The organism is Acidovorax sp. Root217 (assembly GCF_001428645.1).
GTDB lineage: Bacteria > Pseudomonadota > Gammaproteobacteria > Burkholderiales > Burkholderiaceae_C > Acidovorax.
On record NZ_LMIH01000034.1, the window covers coordinates 34,524 to 54,041 of the forward strand.

General features: G+C 67.7%; 17 protein-coding genes. 1 reads left to right on the plus strand and 16 read right to left on the minus strand.

Going from position 1 to position 19,518, the window contains the following annotated elements:
- From ASE31_RS32835 to ASE31_RS25320, 5 genes are all read right to left on the minus strand, one after another.
- Window positions 1-582: tripartite tricarboxylate transporter substrate-binding protein (locus ASE31_RS32835; protein WP_255357709.1), on the minus strand; the 582-nt coding region annotated here is incomplete at its 3' end.
- Between the two features lie 26 nt (window positions 583-608).
- Window positions 609-1,553: a fumarylacetoacetate hydrolase family protein gene (locus ASE31_RS25305; protein ID WP_057204883.1), complete on the minus strand. Its 945-nt coding sequence runs from the start codon at window positions 1,551-1,553 to the stop codon at window positions 609-611.
- Window positions 1,550-2,443, minus strand: coding sequence for an extradiol ring-cleavage dioxygenase (locus ASE31_RS25310; RefSeq protein ID WP_057204886.1), 894 nt, complete (start codon window positions 2,441-2,443; stop codon window positions 1,550-1,552). The genes ASE31_RS25305 and ASE31_RS25310 overlap by 4 nt, the downstream gene beginning before the upstream one ends.
- Before the next feature lie 29 nt (window positions 2,444-2,472).
- Window positions 2,473-3,948 (minus strand): aldehyde dehydrogenase family protein, encoded by a 1,476-nt coding sequence (locus tag ASE31_RS25315; RefSeq protein ID WP_057204889.1) that lies wholly within the window; start codon window positions 3,946-3,948, stop codon window positions 2,473-2,475.
- 31 nt (window positions 3,949-3,979) lie between these two features.
- Complete coding sequence (locus tag ASE31_RS25320; protein ID WP_057204892.1) at window positions 3,980-5,458, minus strand: FAD-binding oxidoreductase; 1,479 nt, start codon at window positions 5,456-5,458, stop codon at window positions 3,980-3,982.
- A 126-nt stretch (window positions 5,459-5,584) separates the two neighbouring features.
- Between ASE31_RS25320 and ASE31_RS25325 the strand changes: the two genes are divergently transcribed.
- Window positions 5,585-6,490 carry a LysR family transcriptional regulator gene (locus ASE31_RS25325; protein WP_057205221.1) on the plus strand — a complete coding sequence of 302 codons (906 nt, stop codon included), beginning with the start codon at window positions 5,585-5,587 and terminating at the stop codon, window positions 6,488-6,490.
- On the opposite strand, the gene nudB is transcribed toward ASE31_RS25325, so the two are convergent.
- The 11 genes from nudB to ubiE all read right to left on the minus strand — a co-directional run bounded on the left by nudB (window position 6,465) and on the right by ubiE (window position 19,327).
- Entirely contained in the window at window positions 6,465-6,953 is a 489-nt protein-coding gene (nudB, locus tag ASE31_RS25330; RefSeq protein WP_057204894.1) for a dihydroneopterin triphosphate diphosphatase, read from the minus strand. The genes ASE31_RS25325 and nudB overlap by 26 nt on opposite strands.
- Window positions 6,950-9,613, minus strand: coding sequence for a chemotaxis protein CheW (locus ASE31_RS25335; protein WP_235514766.1), 2,664 nt, complete (start codon window positions 9,611-9,613; stop codon window positions 6,950-6,952). Before ASE31_RS25335 ends, nudB begins: the two co-directional genes overlap by 4 nt.
- Before the next feature lie 223 nt (window positions 9,614-9,836).
- A complete protein-coding gene (locus ASE31_RS25340) occupies window positions 9,837-10,643 on the minus strand; it encodes a CsgG/HfaB family protein (protein WP_057265101.1) in 807 nt (268 codons plus the stop codon).
- Between the two features lie 133 nt (window positions 10,644-10,776).
- Window positions 10,777-12,591 (minus strand): aspartate--tRNA ligase, encoded by a 1,815-nt coding sequence (gene aspS / locus ASE31_RS25345; RefSeq protein ID WP_057204900.1) that lies wholly within the window; start codon window positions 12,589-12,591, stop codon window positions 10,777-10,779.
- Window positions 12,592-12,635: 44 nt separating this feature from the next.
- Window positions 12,636-13,259: a DUF502 domain-containing protein gene (locus ASE31_RS25350; RefSeq protein WP_057204902.1), complete on the minus strand. Its 624-nt coding sequence runs from the start codon at window positions 13,257-13,259 to the stop codon at window positions 12,636-12,638.
- Between the two features lie 10 nt (window positions 13,260-13,269).
- Window positions 13,270-13,617 (minus strand): FmdB family zinc ribbon protein, encoded by a 348-nt coding sequence (locus ASE31_RS25355; RefSeq protein ID WP_057205226.1) that lies wholly within the window; start codon window positions 13,615-13,617, stop codon window positions 13,270-13,272.
- Between the two features lie 119 nt (window positions 13,618-13,736).
- The gene (locus ASE31_RS25360; RefSeq protein WP_057204904.1) at window positions 13,737-15,182 is read right to left on the minus strand and encodes a sodium:solute symporter family protein; all 1,446 of its coding nucleotides are present in this window, start codon (window positions 15,180-15,182) and stop codon (window positions 13,737-13,739) included.
- A 42-nt stretch (window positions 15,183-15,224) separates the two neighbouring features.
- Window positions 15,225-16,808, minus strand: a complete 1,584-nt coding sequence (gene ubiB / locus ASE31_RS25365; protein ID WP_057204907.1) for a ubiquinone biosynthesis regulatory protein kinase UbiB — start codon at window positions 16,806-16,808, stop codon at window positions 15,225-15,227.
- A complete protein-coding gene (locus tag ASE31_RS25370; RefSeq protein WP_057204909.1) occupies window positions 16,805-17,437 on the minus strand; it encodes an SCP2 domain-containing protein in 633 nt (210 codons plus the stop codon). The genes ubiB and ASE31_RS25370 overlap by 4 nt, the downstream gene beginning before the upstream one ends.
- 75 nt (window positions 17,438-17,512) lie before the next feature.
- Window positions 17,513-18,559 carry a Tim44 domain-containing protein gene (locus tag ASE31_RS25375; RefSeq protein WP_057204912.1) on the minus strand — a complete coding sequence of 349 codons (1,047 nt, stop codon included), beginning with the start codon at window positions 18,557-18,559 and terminating at the stop codon, window positions 17,513-17,515.
- A 36-nt stretch (window positions 18,560-18,595) separates the two neighbouring features.
- Window positions 18,596-19,327, minus strand: a complete 732-nt coding sequence (gene ubiE / locus ASE31_RS25380) for a bifunctional demethylmenaquinone methyltransferase/2-methoxy-6-polyprenyl-1,4-benzoquinol methylase UbiE (protein ID WP_057204914.1) — start codon at window positions 19,325-19,327, stop codon at window positions 18,596-18,598.
- Between the last annotated feature and the right edge of the window lie 191 nt (window positions 19,328-19,518).

Genomic DNA, 19,518 nt, shown 5'->3' on the forward strand with positions numbered 1-19,518 from the left:
GCCGCGAAAGCCCACGTGGCGCATGTCGACCTTGCCGGCGCGGCTGATCAGCTCGCCCACGAAGTGCGGCACCGAGCCCGGTGCGGGCGAGCCGAAGTTGGCGCCCGTGGGGTTGGCCTTGCACCATTCGAGGAACTCGGGCACCGTCTTCACCGAGGCGGGCACCTGCGGGCCCACGGCAAAACCCATGTCGAACACCACGCCCAGGGAGACGGGCGTCACGTCGGCCACGGGGTCGTAGGGCAGCTTCTTGTAGGTGTGGGGGTAGATGCCCAGCATGGACATGGGCGTGGCCAGCAGTGTGGCGCCGTCCGCCGGAGCGGCCTTGAGTGTGGTGATGGCGATCTGCCCGCCCGCGCCGGTCTTGTTCTCCACCACGGCCGACTTGGCGTAACCGCCCGTGATCTGGGTGGCCACGCGCCGCGCCAGGGTGTCCACCGTGCCGCCGGCAGCAAAGCCGGCCAGGATCTTCACGGTGTCGAGCGCCTGGGCCTGGGCCAGGAAGGGCACGGCGCCCGCTGCACTGGCCAGAGCCAGGTGCAGTACGTTGCGGCGGGATGTTGTGGGGGAAAGGTTCTTCATGCTCTGTCTCCGATGGTTCTTATGGATTACTTCTTCGCAGCCTGGCGGTAATTGGCCTTCAGATGCTCGGGCACGCGCTCGTCGAAGCCGCAGGCCACGCGCCGCACCTCGGGGCTGTCGGTGGGCTGGTGGCCCACGCCCAGTGCCGAGGCGCGCGGCGCATCGATGGCGACCACGGTGCCCGCCAGGCGACCCAGGCCCGTGATCTCGCACTCCACCAAGTCGCCCGGGTCGACTGAGCGCGAATGGCAGGGCGTGCCCATCAGGATCACGTCGCCCGGCACCAGGGTGATGTGGCGCGCAATGTCAGCCACCACGTAGTGCGGGCCCCAGATGGTCTCGTCGCCGATGTGTGCCTCCTGCACCACCAGGCCGTTGCGGTAGGTGCGCAGCGTCTGTGCGAACAGGTTCACGCCGCGCACGATACCGGGGCCGATGGGCAGCAGCGTGTCCGCCCCCTTCACGCGCAGCATGCTGCCCTGGTCGGTGTCGCGGTAGTTCTGCAGGCCCATGTCGAGCGCCGGGCAAAAGCCTTCGATGTAGTCCCAGGCCTCGTCGGGCAGCACGTTGCGGCAGGTCTTGCCGATGACCACGGCGTACTCGCCCTCGTAGTTGAGGTACAGGCTGTCGGCGGGCTTGTGGATTTCGCATCCATGCCCGTTGACGGAGGTCGGTGGCTTGGTGAAGTAGGTGGGCGTCTCGGTCGGCTTGGGCTGGTTGCGCGTCTCGAAGCTGCGCGAGCTGTACGAGATGTGCACGGCGATGACCTTGCTGGGCGCGACCGGCGGCAGGTGCTGCAGGCTGGCCGGGTCCACCACGCGGCCATCGTCCAGGCGCAGTTGCCCCTGCCGCGCGCCCTCTTCCACGATGGTGCCCCAGCAGGCGCTGCCGCCCACCAGCACGCGGCGGCGCTCCACGCGCGGGCCGCGCATCACGGCGGGCAGTTCGGTAACCGGGAATTCGAAGTTCATGCCGCCACCTCCACCGCTTGCGTTTCGCCATCGAACCACATGTGCACGTTGCCCGTGCCGCGTGCGTTCTCGTAGGCCGACAGGGCCACGCCGCGCGCGCGGCAGTCGGCCCCGCCCATGGCGCCCAGCATCTGCAGGTAGTGCGCGCCGAAGGCCTCCCAGGGCATCTTGCGGTACTCGTCCTGCCAACGGTCGAGCACCATGTCGTGGCGGCCCTGCTCCATGAGAGCGATGGCGCCCTTGTCGCTCACGATGTTCTCGGGGCGCGAGACATTGCTCTCGTGGAAGATACGGGGGTGGTTCGGCTTCCAGTCGATGGGGTTGAACTTGTGGCTCAGCGCGCCCGATGCCAGCAGCAGCACGCGCAGGTCGCTGCGGCGAACGGCCTCGGCAATCGCCTCGCCCGATTTCAGGAAATGGCGCCAGTCGCAGTTCTGGCACGAGCTCACGGTGACCACCGGCGTGTCGCTGCGCTCCAGGCGCAGGTGCTTGACCAGGTTGATGGTGGCGTACTGCTTGCCCAGGTCGGGGTGGTTGATGACGCGGTTGTAGCCCTGGTGCTCGCGCGACACGGCCTCGATCTCGAGCGCCAGGTCGGGGTGGCCCCGGTAGTCGTAGGGCACGCCGTGCAGGTACCAGGGCATCTCGTCGGAGATGAACATGCCCTGGTAGCGCGGCGCGCCGTCCACCAGGTGGTAGCCGGTGGTGAACCAGTGCGAGTCGAAGATGATGACCACGTCGGGCCGGGCCGCAGCGATGCGTTCGCGCAGGCGTGCATAGCCGGGTATCAGGTCCGAGTCGGCCCCCGCGCCCTGCAGCACGCGAAACTCTTCGCACTGCATCAGGCCGGGGTGGTGCGAGACGATGGCGGCGCCAACGATGCTTCCCATGGGGTGTGTCTCCTGTGTGTAGGTAATGCTCAGCGGTGGCTGAAGCTGGCGCGGAAAGGCTTTTTGGGGATGACGACATCCTTGACGTCGCAGAAGAACTCGAAGCTCCAGTCCCCGCCCTCGCGGCCCACGCCGCTGCGCTTGATGCCGCCGAAGGGCGCGGCCAGGTCGCGGATGCCGAAGCTGTTGACCCAGATGAAGCCGGTGCGCACCTGCTGCGCCACGGCACTGGCGTGCTGCGTTTCGCCGTAGCAGACGCCGCCCAGCCCGTAGTCGGTGCCGTTGGCCAGGGCGATGGCTTCCTCGTCACTGTCGAAGGCCTGCAAGGTGAGCACCGGGCCGAAGACCTCGTTCTGCACGATCTCGCTGTCCTGGCGCAGATCGGTGAGCAGGGTGGGCTGGTAATACTGCGCGCCGAAGGGGTGCTGCGCGCCGCCCCAGAGCAGCGTGGCGCCATCGGCCACGGCACGCTGCACGAAGCCGTGCACACGCTCGACCTGGCGCGGGTGGATGATGGGGCCGACCTCGGTGGCCGCCTCGCGCGGGTCGCCCACGGTGAGCTTTTCGACATAGCCGCGCAGCGCGGTCACGAAGGCGTCGTGCACCTTGCGGTGCACCAGGAAGCGTGTGCCCGCCAGGCACACCTGGCCGGCGTTGCGGTACATCAGCGCGCCGGTGGCGGCGGCGTTGTCGATGTCGGCATCTTCCAGCACGATGAAGGCCGACTTGCCCCCCAGCTCCAGGCTGCAGGGCACGAGGTTGGCGCCAGCGGACTGCGCGATCCACTTGGCCGTGGGCACCGAGCCGGTGAACGAGATGCGTGCCAGGCGCGGGTCGCTGACCAGGCGCGCACCGGTGCTGGCACCCGCGCCCTGCACGATGTTGAACACCCCGGGCGGCAGGCCGGCAGCGTGCGCGCAGTCGGCCAGCAGGCTGCTGGTCAGCGGCGCCCATTCCGGCGGCTTGATGATGACGCAGTTGCCTGCGGCCAGCGCCGGGCCGAGCTTCCAGGTGGCCAGCATCAGCGGCGCGTTCCACGGCGTGATGATGGCCACCACGCCGGCCGGGTCGTGGCGCACGAGGTGGGTGGCCTGCTCGGTCTCGATGGGCCGGTCCTGCAGGTTCAGTGCATGCTCGGCGAACCAGGTGATGTTGAGCATGGCGCGCGGCACCACGCCGTGCTTCATGCGCGAAAGCAGCACGCCCGCGTCGCTGGATTCGAGCGTGCAGAAGGCCTCGGCGCGCTGGCCGATCTCGGCCGCGAAGCGGTCGAGGTAGGGCTTGCGCTCGGCGGCCGTGAGCGCACTCCACGCCGGAAAGGCGCGCGCTGCGGCAGTGACGGCGGCATCCACATGGGCCGGGGAGCCCTCGCTGATGCGGCCCAGCAGCGCCTGGTCGATGGGCGAGTGCAGGTCAAAGCGCAGGTCCGACGCCACGCGCTGGCCGTCGATGTAGTGGTGGGGCGATACGGCGATGCCGGCGACGTTCAGCGTGTCGGTGCTCACAGGGCGTTTCTCCAGGGGGATGACAAGGCCATCAGGGGCGATGGGCCACAGGGGTTTCGGGCAGCAGCTTGGCCGGGTTCATCAGGCCCTTGGGATCCAGCGCAGCCTTGATGCGCTGCATCAGGCGCAGCTCCAGCGGCGCCTTGTAACGCGCCGATTCATCACGCCGCAGCACGCCCAGGCCGTGCTCGGCGCTGATGGAGCCACCCAGGGCGTGGACGGCGTCGTGCACCAGCCGGTTCAACGGGCCTTCGAGCGCCAGGAAGGCGGCCTTGGCGGCGGCATCCAGCGGGCCGGCGGCGACGGGCGACGCGTTGTAGTGCAGGTTGCCATCGCCCAGGTGGCCGAAGGTGACCTGGCGCACCTGTGGAAAGGCAGCGCCCACCAGGGCATCAGTGCTGGCGATGAACTCGGGCACGCGCGCGATGGGCAGCGCGATGTCATGCTTGATGGTCGGGCCCTCGGCGCCCTGCGCCTCGGAGATGTTCTCGCGCAGCGCCCACAGGGCCTCGAACTGCGCAAGCGTGGTGGACAGGGCCGCGTCCAGCACGAAACCCTGCTCCATCGCTAACTCCAGCAGATCTTCCATGGCCTGCGCCGCGTGGGCCTGGGCACTCGCCTCGGCTCCGGTGACAGAAATCTCCAGCAGCACGTACCAGGGCGATGCCTCGGCCAGCGGGCGCCGGCTGCCCGGCACATGGTGCAGCACCAGCGCCATGCAGGTATCCGACAGCAGTTCGAACGCGGTGAGCGATGCGCCCAGGCGCTGCTGGGCCAGCGCCAGCACTTGCAGGGCATCGCCCGGCGAGGGCACGGCCACCAGCGCCACCACCTGGGCCGCAGGCAGCGGGAAGAGCTTGAGCACGGCAGCGGTGATGACGCCCAGCGTGCCCTCGGAGCCGATGTACAGGTCGCGCAGGTCGTAGCCGGTGTTGTCCTTGCGCAGGGTGCGCAGGCCGTTCCAGACCTCGCCCTCGGGCGTCACGACTTCGAGCCCCAGGCACAGCTCGCGCGCATTGCCGTAGCGCAGCACCTGCACGCCGCCGGCATTGGTGGCCAGATTGCCGCCGATGGTGCACGAGCCCTCGGCCGCCAGGCTCAGCGGAAACAGGCGCCCAGCCTCGCGCGCAGCGTCCTGCACCTGCTGCAGCGTGGCGCCGGCCTCCACCACCAGGGTGTTGTTCAGCGCATCGACATGGCGCACGCGGTTCAGGCGGGTCAGGGACAGCAGCAGTGGCAGTGGCTGGCCTGCTGCCTCGGGGACCGACCCGCCCGACAGCCCCGTGTTGCCGCCCTGCGGCACCACAGGCACGCCGTGCGCATGGCACCAGGCGAGCAGTTGCGCCACCTCGGCGGTGTCCGCCGGCTGTGCGACGGCCAGGGCCGGGCCGCTCCACTTGCCGCGCCAGTCGGTCAGGAACGGTGCGGCATCCGCAGGCTCGGTCCACAGGCGGCCGGCATAGGCGGCGCGCAGGGAGGCCAGGGTGCTTGCGGTGGGGGCGGAGATCATCGGGTGTTGCTTGTCTCGTTGCTGGCGCGTTCTGCGCCTTGCCGCGAAGTATCTGCAGCGACCTTGCGGACCACAATCAATGCTTTCTTATGGATTGTGAAGATGGTCTAATGAATGGCCATGGCCATCTCCCTGCCCCACTTCACGCCGCGCCAGCTCGAAGCCTTTGTCACCGTGGCCGAGATGCGCAGCTTCACGGCCACGGCGGACCGGCTGGCGCTCACGCCCTCGGCCGTGAGCCAGCTCGTGGGCGAGCTGGAGGATGCGCTCGGCTTCAAGCTCTTCGAGCGCAGCACGCGCCGCGTGGCCATCACCAGCGCCGGGCGCGAGTTCCTGGGCTCGGCCGAGTCGGTGCTCAAGCACCTGCGCATGGCGCAATCGGCCGCCAGCGACGTGCGCAACCGCGCGGCGGGCATCGTGCGCATTGCGGCGCCCCTGGTCGTGGCCAGCGTGATCCTGCCCCAGGCCATCAAGGCCTACCTGCAGGAGCGCCCCAAGGTGCGCATCCACATCCGCGACGTGCCGGTGGAAAAACTGGTGGATGCGGTCGCCAGCGGCGATGCCGACCTGGCCCTGGGCCCGGACCGGGCCTGCGGCGACGACGTGGCGCGCACGCAGCTGTTTCAGAGCCCGTGGGTGCTGTGGTGCGCCCCCACGCACCCGCTGGCGCGCCAGCGCAGCGTGACCTGGCAGCAGCTGCATGCCCACCCGCTGGTGGCCGCCGGACGCGACCACGAGCGCAGCGTGGCGCAGATGCACACCGGCCTGCCCAGCGAACAGCGCGTGACGCCGGTGGAGATCGTGGACAACATCTCCACCGCGCTGGGCCTGGCCGCCGCCGACGTGGCCGCCACGCTGGCACCCGACTACGTGGGCGCACTGGCCAAGCCGCTCGGGCTGGTGCGCCGGCGCATCCTGGCGCCCGAGGCCATGCGCTACGTGTGCCTGTACAGCCCCACGCAGCGCGCCACGTCCCCGGCGGCCGAGGGCTTTGCGGAGCACCTGGTCAAGGTGCTGCCCCAGCGCCGCTGAAGCGGGGAAGCAGCAGGCAGGCCTCGGCGTTGCTGGCAGAAAAGCAGCGGTCCGCCGCATCGCGCCAGGGCAGCCACTGCCAGGCAACGTGCTCGCGCGGGCTCAGCACCACGGGCGTGCCTGCAGGCACGCACAGGCCGAAGACGCGTTCACGGTTGAGTACCACGCCTGGCGCATAGCGATGGCGCCACTGGGGCCAGATGTCGTAGACATTCTCCAGCAGCCAGTCGCTCAGCACGCAGCCACTGGCCCGCACGTCGATGCCGGTTTCCTCCTGCACCTCGCGCGCGGCGGTGGCTTCCCAGGGTTCGTCCTCGCGGTCCTTGCTGCCGGTGACGGACTGCCAGTGCTCACCCCCGTCCGCACGCCGGATGAGCAGGATGTCGAGGGCTGGCGTGTGCACCACGACCAGCACCGACTGCGGCAGCTTGAAAGGCCGCGCCCCGGCCTCCTGGCCACTCATGCCGCAGCCACGAGCGCGTCGACGTCGTGCGCAGGGCCTTCGGCCAGCGCGCCCAGGGCGCACTGCAGCAGCCACTGCGGGGAGATGCGGCACAGCAAGCCGGGGGCCTGTTTGCCGCCGGCGGTGGGGACCGGGATCACGGCATCGATCAACGCAGTGCCCCCAGGCCCTGCGGCCATGCCCACGGGGCGCAGCGCACGCCGGTCCAGGTCAAGCATGGCGCCCAGTGCATCGACGCGCAGGACGAACTCGCGCGTGCCGCCGCCTTCCAGCGGCACACGCACCAGCACCATCTGGCGGTTGGGGTCGGCCGCACGCAGCACGGGCGCATCGCCCGGCCCCGCTGCCACCACGCTGCGCAGATCCACCACGGAGTAGACACGCTCGCCGATCTGCGCGAGCCCCAGGAAAGGAACGCGCGATCCCCCGCCATGGAGCACCGCCACGTCAGGGGCGGCCGTGACGACCTGGGCCGCCTCGACCCCCAGCCAGTGGGAGCCGATCAGGAAGGTCGCCATCTGCACGCGGTGGCCGGCCTCCACCCGTGCAGCGCCCGCATGCGCATCGACCATGGGCGCGGGAGGGGTTGCCAGGCGGCGCTCGCACAGGTGGCGAAGCACCAGGCAGCCCAGGCCATGGTCGTAGCCATCGCTGGTGCGGAACTCGCGGTAGCCCTGGCCGCGCGCCTGGCCCATGCCGTACAGATGGCCGCCGAGCGCAGCCGTGCGTCCGCCCTGTCGGCTGGTGGCGATGGCCTCGGGTGCCTGCAGAACCGCCGCATCACCGCTGGCGCGCACCAGGCGGTCCTGCGCATCGACGAAGGCCAGCGTGTCTCGCGCGCCCGTGCCCACGGCGCAGTCATCCAGGATGGACTGGAGCTGGTTGGCAGCATCCCAGACGATGGCGATGCCGCCGAGCACCGGTCCACCCGCACTGCGCCCCATCCCGTCGCCGACATCGGCCCGCACGGCTGCGGCATAAACGAAGGTGGGACCCTCGGCGTAGAAGCGGCTGGCCTCGTAGCGGCTCACGGTGTAGGCCTGGCTACCCTGCAGGCGCAGGCAGCGCTGCGCCCAGTCCTCGTCCAGCCGGGTGCCCACCTGGTGGGCCTGCCCCGGTTGCGAGACGGCGACGACCCGGCCATCGGTGCCGAACAGCACCAGGCAGGCATACACGGTGTACAGGCTGTTGATCTCCGCCAGCACCGCCGTGGCCTGGCTGCAGCCCTGGGTGCCTGCGGCGAGGGTGCGGGCGAACTGCGGCGTGAGCGCCCACCAGCGGCAGTCGTTGGCCCGCTCGTAGAGGTTGCGGTCCAGGATCTGCATGGCCAGTGCGGCGCGGCCCTGGGCATCGCGCAGCAGGGAGCGCAGCACCACGCTGTAGAGGTCTTGCAGGGCACTGGCAAAGGCCTGCGCGGTCTTGCGCGCGGTGGCACCGATCTCGGACAGCAGGGTCTTGGCAAACAACAGCTCGCGCGGGGCCGCCGTATCCCGGCCACCGCCATCGCCCGCATCGCCGATCTGGTTGAGCTCCAGCAGCCCATTCCAGACCGAGCGCTCCAGCGCCGACTGGATGGCGGCCGAGCGCCGCGGAATCTCGCGCAGTTCCTGCGACAGCAGCTGTGCCTGGCCCGACAGCTCGTTGGCCAGCGCACTGCGCTCGTCGTGCGAGGCCTCGTCGAAAGCGATGTCCAGCGGCAGCAGCGCCACGCCGCGCCAGCCCGGCCCCTGGTAGCCCTGGAAGCCCTGGGTATCGCGCACGGCCATCAGGTAGCGCCGGCTGGCATGGCGCACCGCATGCACCCCAGCGCTGCCCACCTGGGGCAATAGCCAGCCGGCCGGCAGCTGCAGCGGGTCGCCCGACACGAGCACGCGCCCCGAAGCATCGACCAGGGCCAGCACCACATCACTGCCTTGCAGGGTGCCCTGTGCATCCTCTTGCTGCACCGAGTCGAAGATGGCCGGCATCTCGTCAGCCAGCTTGAATTCCAGGCACAGCAGGCCCACGATGCGCCCGCCCGAGTGCACACGCCGGGCATAGACCAGGGTTTCGGCACCGGTGCCGCAAAAGCCATGCACGGCGTGGTGCTCGACATAGCCCGCATCGCTTTGCAGCACCGAACGCAGGAAGGCGGCGTCGGCATCCACCTGGTCGAGCCCGCCCACCGGGCTCACGGCACGCAGGCTGGCACAGGGCTGCAGGTCGGTGTCGAAAAGGAAGATGTTGCCGTAGACCGTGTACTTGCTGGCGTACTCGGCCAGGCGCGCCTCGATCAGCGGGCGCAGGGACGGGTCCGGGTCGGCGAGGTACTCGGCCACACCCACGTCGGTGGCAAAGAAGCCGATGTCGGCCGTGCGCTCGAACAGGTTGCGCACCAGCACGTCGATGCACACCTGGGCGCGGGCGGCCAGGTCTTCGGTGCGGTTTTTCAGGGCCTCGCTGACCAGTCCCTGCATCAGGTCGCTGGAGAGGGCCGCGAAGTCCCTGCGCGCCTGGGCCAGGTCACCGCCCGATGAGGCCTTGGACGACAGCAGCGACAGCGAGGACAGCAGCGAGAGCTGGTCCCAGGCGCTTTCGACCAGGCGAAGCTCCTGGCGCTGGTGCTGGGCGGAGGGCATGTAGCGCAGCCACTGTTCGGAGGAATTCGGGGAGGATTGCACGGGAAAAGTCCTTTGCGCGATGGGCCCGGTGACGCTGCATTGTGCGGCGGGGCCTGCTGCCCTCCAACTAGCATATTGCATGCCTTTTGCAAATATATTGCCCAGCTTGGCGCAAGGCTGACGGCAGGGACTCCGCAGCATGCGGCGAGACCTTGCTTCGGGGCACACCAAGACGACCTGGCCAGGGCCCGGATAGATCGTCAACAGGCCCATGGGCCCGAGGTCAGGGCTTTGACTTGGTCGCCACGGGTGGCGGCAGTTCCTTGGCCTGCAGTTGCTGCACCTGGGTCACGAGCTTGTTGTGTGCATCAAGGAAGGCGGCGGCGATGACCTTGCCTTCGTTGGTGTTGCTCCAGCCCGCGCCGCCGGCCCCGCCCATGCGCCCCCAGAGCAGGCCTGCCGCGCCCAGGTCGGTGGTGCGCGCGGCGCCGGTGGCGGCGGCCACCTGCTCGGTGGTCTCGTTGTCGGTGAGCAAAAGCGCGGTCTGCGCCTCCTTGAATTTGACCTGCTCGGCCAGACCGACCAGGCCCGCGATGTCGCGCAGCACGGGGATCATGGCGATCACACCGGCGATGCTGCGGCCCGCGTCCTGCTCGCTGAAGGTCAGGCTCGGCGTCAGCGTGTACTGCGCCTCGTAGCCCTTGCCCTTGGCCACGGTAGAGTTCTTGCGCAGGATGCCCGCGTCCTTGAGCTCCTGCTCCTGCACCGTGCCGCGCAGGCCGGCCGCCCGGTCGACGATGCGAAAGCAGCCGCTTTGCTGGGCGATCAGGCGGATCAGTGGCACGGGCGATGCCGGCAGCTGGTAACTGCTGGAGACGGTGTAGCCGTTGGGGTTCTCGGCCAGGGCCAGCGTGGCCACGGGCTGGGTGCACTGCGTGAGCTCCTTGGCGGCATCCTTGGCGCCCGCAGGCCCGGCGGAGCCGGACACGACCGAGCCGCCCTGGCCCAGTTCGGTCTTCTTTTCACCGCAGCCGGCCAGCAGCAGGGCCACGAGCAGCAGGGCCAGGGGGGCTTTCACCGAAGAGCGCATGGGGAACCTCGACTCGATTCGAAAGGGGAAGGACACGGTAGGCATGGGCCATGAAAAAAGCGGCACCGGCCAATGGCCGCTACCGCTTCTTGTCAGAGATACCCAGTCATGGGAGTGACGGGGTGGACCCGGCTCAGGCCGCCTTGACGGCGTCCACATTGCGCAGGCGGATGTGCAGCTCGCGCAGCTGCTTTTCGTCCACGGGCGACGGGGCCTGCGTGAGCAGGCACTGGGCGCGCTGGGTCTTGGGGAAGGCGATCACGTCGCGGATCGACTCGGCACCGGTCATCAGCGTCACGATGCGGTCCAGGCCGAAGGCCAGGCCGCCGTGCGGGGGCGCGCCGTACTGCAGCGCGTCCAGCAGGAAGCCGAACTTCTCCTGGGCTTCCTCGGGGCTGATCTTCAGGGCGTCGAACACCTTCTGCTGCACGTCGGCGCGGTGGATACGGACCGAGCCGCCACCCATTTCCCAGCCGTTGAGCACCATGTCGTAGCCCTTGGAGATGCACTTCTCGGGCGCCGTGACCATCCAGTCCTCGTGGCCATCCTTGGGGCTGGTGAAGGGGTGGTGCACCGAGTTCCAGCGCTGGTTGTCCTCGTCGAACTCGAACATCGGGAAGTCCACCACCCACAGCGGGGCCCAGCGGTCTTCGAACAGGCCGTTCTTCTTGCCGAACTCGCTGTGGCCAATCTTGATGCGCAGCGCGCCGATGGCGTCGTTGACGATCTTTTCCTTGTCGGCACCGAAGAAGATCAGATCGCCGTCCTGGGCGCCGGTGCGCTTGACGACCTCTGCGATCGCCGCGTCATGGATGTTCTTGACGATGGGACTCTGCAGGCCGTCACGGCCCTTGGACAGGTCGTTGACCTTGACCCAGGCCAGGCCCTTGGCGCCGTAGATCTTGACGAACTCGGTGTAAGCGTCGATTTCGCCGCGCGACAGGCCCGTGCCTTCCTTGGCACCGCCGGGCACGCGCAGGGCGACCACGCGGCCGCCCTTCATGTTGGCCGCACCGGAGAAGACCTTGAAGTCCACGTCCTTCATGGCGTCGGTCAGGTCGGTGAACTCGAGCTTCACGCGCAGGTCGGGCTTGTCCGAGCCGAAGCGGTAGGCCGCGTCCTGGTAGGTCATGACCGGGAACTCGCCCAGGTCCACGCCCAGCGTGTTCTGGAACACCGTCTTGATCATGCCCTGGAACATGTCGCGGATGTCCTGCTCTTCCATGAACGAGGTTTCGATATCGATCTGGGTGAACTCAGGCTGGCGGTCGGCACGCAGGTCTTCGTCGCGAAAGCACTTGGTGATCTGGTAGTAGCGGTCGAAGCCGGCCACCATCAGCAGTTGCTTGAACAGCTGGGGCGACTGGGGCAGCGCAAAGAAGTGGCCATCGTGCACGCGGCTTGGCACCAGGTAGTCGCGCGCGCCTTCGGGCGTGCTCTTGGTGAGCATGGGGGTCTCGATGTCCACGAAGCCGTTGGCGTCGAGGAACTTGCGCACTTCCATGGTCACCCGGTAGCGCAGCATCAGGTTGTTCTGCATGTAGGGGCGGCGCAGGTCCAGCACGCGGTGCGTGAGGCGCGTGGTTTCGCTGAGGTTTTCCTCGTCGATCTGGAACGGAGGCGTGACCGAGGGGTTGAGCACGTTCAGTTCGTGGCACAGCACTTCGATCTGGCCGGTCTTGAGCTTGTCGTTGGTGGTGCCGCCAGGACGGGCCCGCACGACGCCCTTGACCTGCACGCAGAACTCGTTGCGCACGTCTTCGGCGATCTTGAACATCTCGGCGCGGTCCGGGTCGCACACCACCTGCACATAGCCTTCGCGGTCGCGCAGGTCGATGAAGATCACACCACCGTGGTCACGGCGGCGGTTCACCCAGCCAGACAGGGTGACGGTTTGGCCCAACAGGGCTTCGGTCACAAGACCGCAATAGTGGGAACGCATGGCCATGGCAGAACTTCCGGCGCCCCTCGGGCGCATTGAGAGAGAAAGGGTTACTTGGGAGGCAGCTGGATGGTCGGGTCGACCGGGGCCACCACGCCCATCGAAACAATGTACTTGAGCGCCGAGTCCACGCTCATGTCGAGCTCGACGCAGTCGCTCTTGCGCAGCATCACGAAATAGCCGCCCGTGGGGTTCGGGGTGGTGGGCACGTACACGCTCACGAATTCATCGCGCAGGTAGGCCGCAATCTCGCCATTGGGCGCACCGGTGACGAAGGCCACCGTCCAGACGCCTTCACGCGGCCATTGCACCAGCACCGCCTTGCGGAACGCGTTGCCATTTTCGGCGAACAAGGTGTCGGAGACCTGCTTGACACTGGAATAGATCGAGCGCACCACCGGGATGCGGTGCACCAGGGCATCGCCCCACTGCACCAGCTTGCGGCCGGCAAAATTGCTGGCCACCGCGCCCACCACCAGCAGGATCACCAGGGTCAGCACCACGCCGAAGCCCGGCACGTGCACACCCAGCACCTTGTCCGGGTGCCAGTTCTCCGGCAGGATCTGCAGGGTCTGGTCCAGCGTGCTGACGATCCAGTGCAGCACCCACGCGGTGATGACACCGGGCACGATGACCAGCAGACCGGTGAACAACCATTTGCGCAAGGAAGGCATCCGCTGAGACTCAGGTTTTGGGGGTGGAGCCCGTGCTGGCGCTAGGAGCGCTGGCAGGAGGGGTGGATTCCTTCTTGGGGGCGGTGTCCGTGCTGGCGGCCGCTGGCGCCGCTGCGGGGGCATCGCCGCCCTTGGCATCGGCAGCGGGTGCTGCCGCAGGCGCGCCGGCTGTGTTTCCACCGCGAAAATCCGTCACGTACCAGCCCGAACCCTTGAGCTGGAAGCCCGCAGCGGTGACCTGCTTGGAGAACGCCTCGGCGCCGCACGCCGGGCACACCGAGAGTGGTGCGTCGGAGAGTTTTTGCAGCACGTCCTTGGCATGGCCACAGGAACTGCATTTGTAGGCGTAGATAGGCATGTCGGGCGTGTCGTTGAAGGCAAAGTGCAAAACCTTCAATTATAGGCGTGCAGGCCGGCGCACCCCACTTCTCCCCGTGCATGCGGGGTTTGCAGGGGCTTTGGCCCGCGTGCGCCGGCTTATTCCACGCCCACCATGCGGTGGTGCCCGGCGTGGCGGTTGGCCAGCAGTTGCGGCAGCAGCGAACCGAGCAGCATGCCCACGACGGCGGCCAGCAGGCCGGCGAGCTGGGCCGGGAACACTTCACCCCAGGGGGTGTTGAGCAGCAACAGCCAGACGCCCATGCCCAGTACGATGGCGAAGACGGCGCCCTGCGTGGTGGCGCGCTTCCAGTACAGACCCGCCACCAGCGGCACGAAAGCCCCCACCAGCGGCACCTGGTAGGCACCCGAGACCAGCTCGTAGATGGACGTGCCCTGCATGCGGATCGCATAGGCCAGCACGCAGCCGCTGAACACCAGGGTGGTGATGCGCATGGTGCGCAGGTGTTCCTTGTCCGTCATCGTGGGGCGGAACTGGCGCCAGATGTTCTCGGTGAAGGTGACGCTGGGCGCCAGCAGGGTGGCCGAGGCGGTGGACTTGAGCGCCGAGAGCAGCGCGCCGAAGAACAGCACCTGCATGATGAAGGGCATCTTGGCCATCACCAGCGTGGGCAGCACCTTCTGCGGGTCTTCCTTGAGCAGCGCCGCCGTCTCGCCGGGCATGATGATCAGCGCGCTGGCCACCAGGAACATGGGCACGAAGGCGAACAGGATGTAGCAGATGCCGCCGATGACCGGGCCGCGCGTGGCGGCTTTGACGTTGTTGGCCGACATCACGCGCTGGAACACGTCCTGCTGCGGAATGGAGCCGAACATCATGGTGAGGCCCGCCGCGATGAAGAACACCACGTCGTGGAACTTGGGCTCGGGCAGGAAGCGAAACAGTTCGCGGTTCGAGGCGAACTCGATCACCTTGTCGGCCCCGCCGGCCATGTTGCCCGCGAACACCGCGATGATGGCCAGCCCGACCACCAGGATGATCATCTGGATGAAGTCCGTGACCGCCACCGACCACATGCCGCCGAACAGCGTGTAGGCCAGGATGGACACCACGCCGATGGCCATGCCCATGGGGATGCTGATAGCGTCACCCGACAGCAGGTTGAACACCAGCCCCAGCGCCGTGACCTGCGCCGAGACCCAGCCCAGGTAACTGAGCATGATGATCAGCGAGCAGACGACTTCCACCAGGCGGCCATAGCGCTCGCGGTAGTAGTCGCTGATGGTGAGCAGCGTCATGCGGTAGAGCTTGCCCGCGAAGAACAGGCCCACCAGGATCAGGCAGAAGCCCGCGCCGAAGGGGTCTTCGACCACGTTCCCGAGCCCCCCCTCGATGAACTTGGCCGGGATGCCCAGCACCGTTTCCGAGCCGAACCACGTGGCGAACGTGGTGGTGATGATCATGTACAGCGGCAGGTGCCGCCCGGCAATGGCGAAATCCGCCGCGTTCTTCACGCGCCGGGCCGCCACGAGGCCGATGGCAATGGTGATCAACAGATAGACAATGACCAGGGTCAACAGCACGGCATGCTCCTCGATGTCGCGAAGGGGTGGGGGAAGTGGAACCTAAAAAATCCGGAAGCGGAAAAGCACTTGCAACTGCTGTACCAGCACCAGGGCCAGCAGGCCCAGCACGAAGCCCGCGCCCGTGTAGATGATGGCGTGCAGCAGGCGGTTGGTGCGCTTTTGCTCCGCCATCAGCTCCAGCAGTTCACGCCGATGGTCCTGGGGCTTGTGGCGCAAATAGTCGTGCAGCAGGCGCGGCAGCTCGGGCAGCATTTTGGCAAAGTGCGGGCCCTCGGCCTGGATTTCGCGCCACAGGCGCTGCGGCCCCATCTGGTCGAGCATCCATTTTTCAAGAAAGGGCTTGGCGGTGCTCCACAGGTCCAGTTCCGGGTCGAGCTGGCGGCCCAGGCCCTCGATGTTGAGCAGCGTCTTTTGCAGCAGCACCAGCTGCGGCTGGATTTCGACGTGAAAGCGGCGCGAGGTCTGGAACAGTCGCATCAGCACCATGCCCAGTGAAATCTCCTTGAGCGGCCGGTCGAAGTACGGCTCGCAGACGGTGCGGATCGCCGATTCGAGGTCGTTCACCCGTGTGTCCGGCGGCACCCAGCCGCTCTCGATGTGCAGCTCGGCCACACGCTTGTAGTCGCGCCGGAAGAAGGCCGTGAAGTTCTGCGCCAGGTACTCCTTGTCGAACTCGGTGAGCGTGCCCACGATGCCGAAGTCCAGAGAGATGTAGCGCCCGAAGGTGGCCGCATCCAGGCTCACCTGGATGTTGCCCGGGTGCATGTCGGCGTGGAAGAAGCCGTCGCGGAAGACCTGGGTGAAGAAGATGGTGACGCCGTCGCGCGCCAGCTTGGGGATGTCCACCCCCGCATCGCGCAGCCGCTCGATCTGGTTGATAGGCACGCCGTTCATGCGCTGCATCACCATCACCTCGGCGTGGCAGAAGTCCCAGAAGATCTCGGGGATCAACACCAGGTCCAGGCCCGACATGTTGCGCCGCAGCTGCGCCGCATTGGCCGCTTCGCGCACCAGGTCCAGCTCGTCGTGCAGGTAATTGTCAAACTCGGCGACCACCTCGCGGGGCTTCAGGCGCTTGCCGTCGGCAGAGAGGCTCTCCACCCAGCCGGCCATCATGCGCATCAGCGCCAGATCTTTTTCGATCACCGGCAGCATGCCCGGGCGCAGCACCTTCACAGCCACTTCGCGTTCGATGCCGTGGCGGTCGCGCAGCGTGGCAAAGTGCACCTGGGCGATGGAGGCACTGGCCACCGGTGTGCGGTCGAAAAAGGTGAAGACCTCGTCCACCGGGCGGCGGAAGGCGCGCTCGATGGTGGCAATGGCGATGTCGGAATGGAACGGCGGCACGCGGTCTTGCAGCAGCGCCAGCTCGTCGGCGATGTCCGCCGGCAGCAGGTCGCGGCGGGTGGACAGTACCTGGCCGAACTTGACGAAGATGGGGCCCAGGCGCTCCAGCGCCTCGCGCAGGCGCTGGCCACGCGGGGCATCCAGGTTGCGCCCGATGGAGACGACGCGGGACACCAGGCGCAGCCACGGCTTCTGGAAACTGTCGAGCACCAGCCCGTCCAGCCCATAGCGGAACACCACCCAGAGGATGGCCACACCCCGGAGAAAACGCTTCATGGACCGGTCCGGTCAGCGCCAGGGCTGTTGCTGCTGCCTGCCGGGGCTGGGGGCACATGGGCCGCAGGCGCCGGGTACGGGGCGGCGGTGGCGCTGCCATCGGCTGGGGGCACGCGCGAGCCCACGAACTGGCGCAGCGCCTGCGCGGCCTTGCGGGCCACTTCGCTGATGGTGTGCGCAGGCGCATCACCCACCACGCGCGAGAGGTCCTCCTCCAGGTCCCAGCGCACGTTGTCCACCAGCCAGTTGATCTCGGCCGCCAGCTGCACGTCGCCCTCGATGCGGATGGCGGGCTTGTCGCCGCGCAGCGCCACCTGGGCCAGCGCCAGGGGCGAGGTCTCGGTCACTTCGAGCTGCAGGTCGGGCGTGGCGCCTTCGGCGGCCAGGTTCAGCAGGCCGGCCGGCGTGATCACCAGCGCCATGGAGAACGCGCGCCACTGCACGCGTGCCACGCGCCCGCGCTGGCGCACCAGGCGGTCCATGGCTTCCTTCTCCTGCATGAGCACATGGTTCAGGAACAGCACCAGCCGCTGCTGCACCTCGTGCACGAGCCATTGCGGCGGTTGCGGGCCGGCGGCCAGCCGTTCAAAGAGGCCATCCAGGAACGAAAAAGGGGACTGTGTTGCCATAGTCCCCGATTATTCCCTGAACTCGGCCCAAAACATGGGTTTTGGACCGATCCGGGGTGATTTACAAAGCCGTGCTCACTGCAGGGCCTGCACGCCGGCCACGAGCCAGCCGCTGGCGCCACTGCGGGACTTGGTCATGTTCCACACTTCGCGGAAGGGGCTCGGGCCTGCCGAGGGCTCTTCGCGGATCATGCCCGAGAACTCCACGCTGGCCATGTAGCCATCGTCCAGCTCCTCAATGCCCAGCAGTTGCGCGTCGATCATCACCACGTCGGTGTGGTTGGGCTCGGCACCGCGGTGCGTCTCGCGCTCGGCCAGCTGCGAGCGGATCTCCTCGAGCATGCTATCGGTCATCATGGAGCGCAGGGTGGTGATGTCCGAGCGGTCCCACGCGGCCTGCAAGGTCACGAAGTTGCGCTTGGCTGCAGCCAAGAAACCGGGCGTATCGAAGCCCTCGGGCACACCCCAGTTCTGCGAACCCGACAAAGCCGAGCCGGCCGCACCTGCTGCAGCGCCGGTCAGTCCGGAGCCGATCACCGTGCCCGCGCCGGTGGCGCCGGCTTGGGCGCGTGCTGCATCAAAGGCCATGCTGTTGCGCTCCCAGGGACGGGCCGATGCATCGTTGCCGACATTGTTGGGGCTGTACTGCGCAGGCACCTGGGCCGCAGCCGGCGTGGCTGCACCGGCACCCTGGAAGGCGAAGGGCGAACCACCAGCCGCTGCACCACCCTGGTTGCCAGCACCGTTGCGCGAGCGCATGACCATCTTGAAGATGGCGAAGGCCGCGACGGCCAGCAGCAGGATCATCAGGATGTTGCCAAAGCCTGCACCCAGGCCCAGCGAGCTGGCCAGCCAGGCCAGGCCCAGGCCCGCAGCCAGGCCACCGAGCATGGCACCCCAGGGCTTCTTGGGGGCTGCAGCGGCAGGCGCGGCAGCGGGCGCGGCTGGCCTGGCCGCACTGTTGGCGTTTTGCGCGGGGCCGCCGGGTGCCGCAGATTCGCGCTGCGTCACGTTGCTGGACTGCTTGCCCACGGAGTTGCCGCCACCCAGGCGGCGGGCGTCGGCATCCGCATGCGCGAACGCCAGCATTGCCACCAGAACCACAGACCACAGTTTCATCATGTCATCTCCATCTTGTATACGGCTGAACTTTGCTGCTCAGCACTTGATTCCAACATGCAAGGCCACTATGCCGCCAGTCATGTTGTGATAGTCCACATGCCCAAAGCCAGTTTGCTGCATGAGGCTTTTGAGCTCTTCCTGGCCCGGGTGCATGCGAATGGACTCGGCCAGGTAGCGGTAGCTCGAGTCATCGCCAGCCACCAGCTTGCCCAGTTGCGGCAGCACCTTGAAGGAGTACCAGTCATAGGCCTTGGTGAGCGGCTTGGCCACCTTGGAGAATTCGAGCACCAGGAGCTTGCCGCCGGGCTTGAGCACGCGGCACATTTCCTTGAGCGCAACATCCTTGTGCGTCATGTTGCGCAAACCAAACGCCACGCTCACCACGTCGAACTGGGTATCGGGAAACGGCAGCTTTTCGGCATCGCAGACCAGGGTGGGCAGCACCACGCCCGCGTCGATCAGGCGGTCGCGCCCGGTGCGCAGCATGGCCTCGTTGATGTCGGTGTGCACCACGCGGCCGGTGCTGCCGACCTTCTTCGAAAACGCCAGGGCCAGGTCGCCCGTGCCGCCCGCAATGTCCAGCACCTGGCTGCCCTCGCGCAGGTTGGCCACCATCACGGTGTAGGCCTTCCAGGCGCGGTGCAGGCCCGCCGACATGAGGTCGTTCATGACGTCGTACTTGGAGGCGACGGAATCGAACACACCGCGCACGTGGCGCGCTTTTTCCTGCTCGTCGACGGACTGGAAACCGAAATGGGTGGTGCTCATGGGATTCATGCTAGGCGCGTGGGCGCCCAAGGTACAGCGACAACCCCGCACTGAAACGGGGCATCTGCCGCAAGGGTTTTGAAGACGGCAACATCAAAAGGCAGGCGAAGCCTGTCCATGCGTACCGGGTTCGCTATCTTAAGCAGAGCAGGCAAGCCAGGGTTTCTGGCGCGACAGTGGTGCGCGCGGGC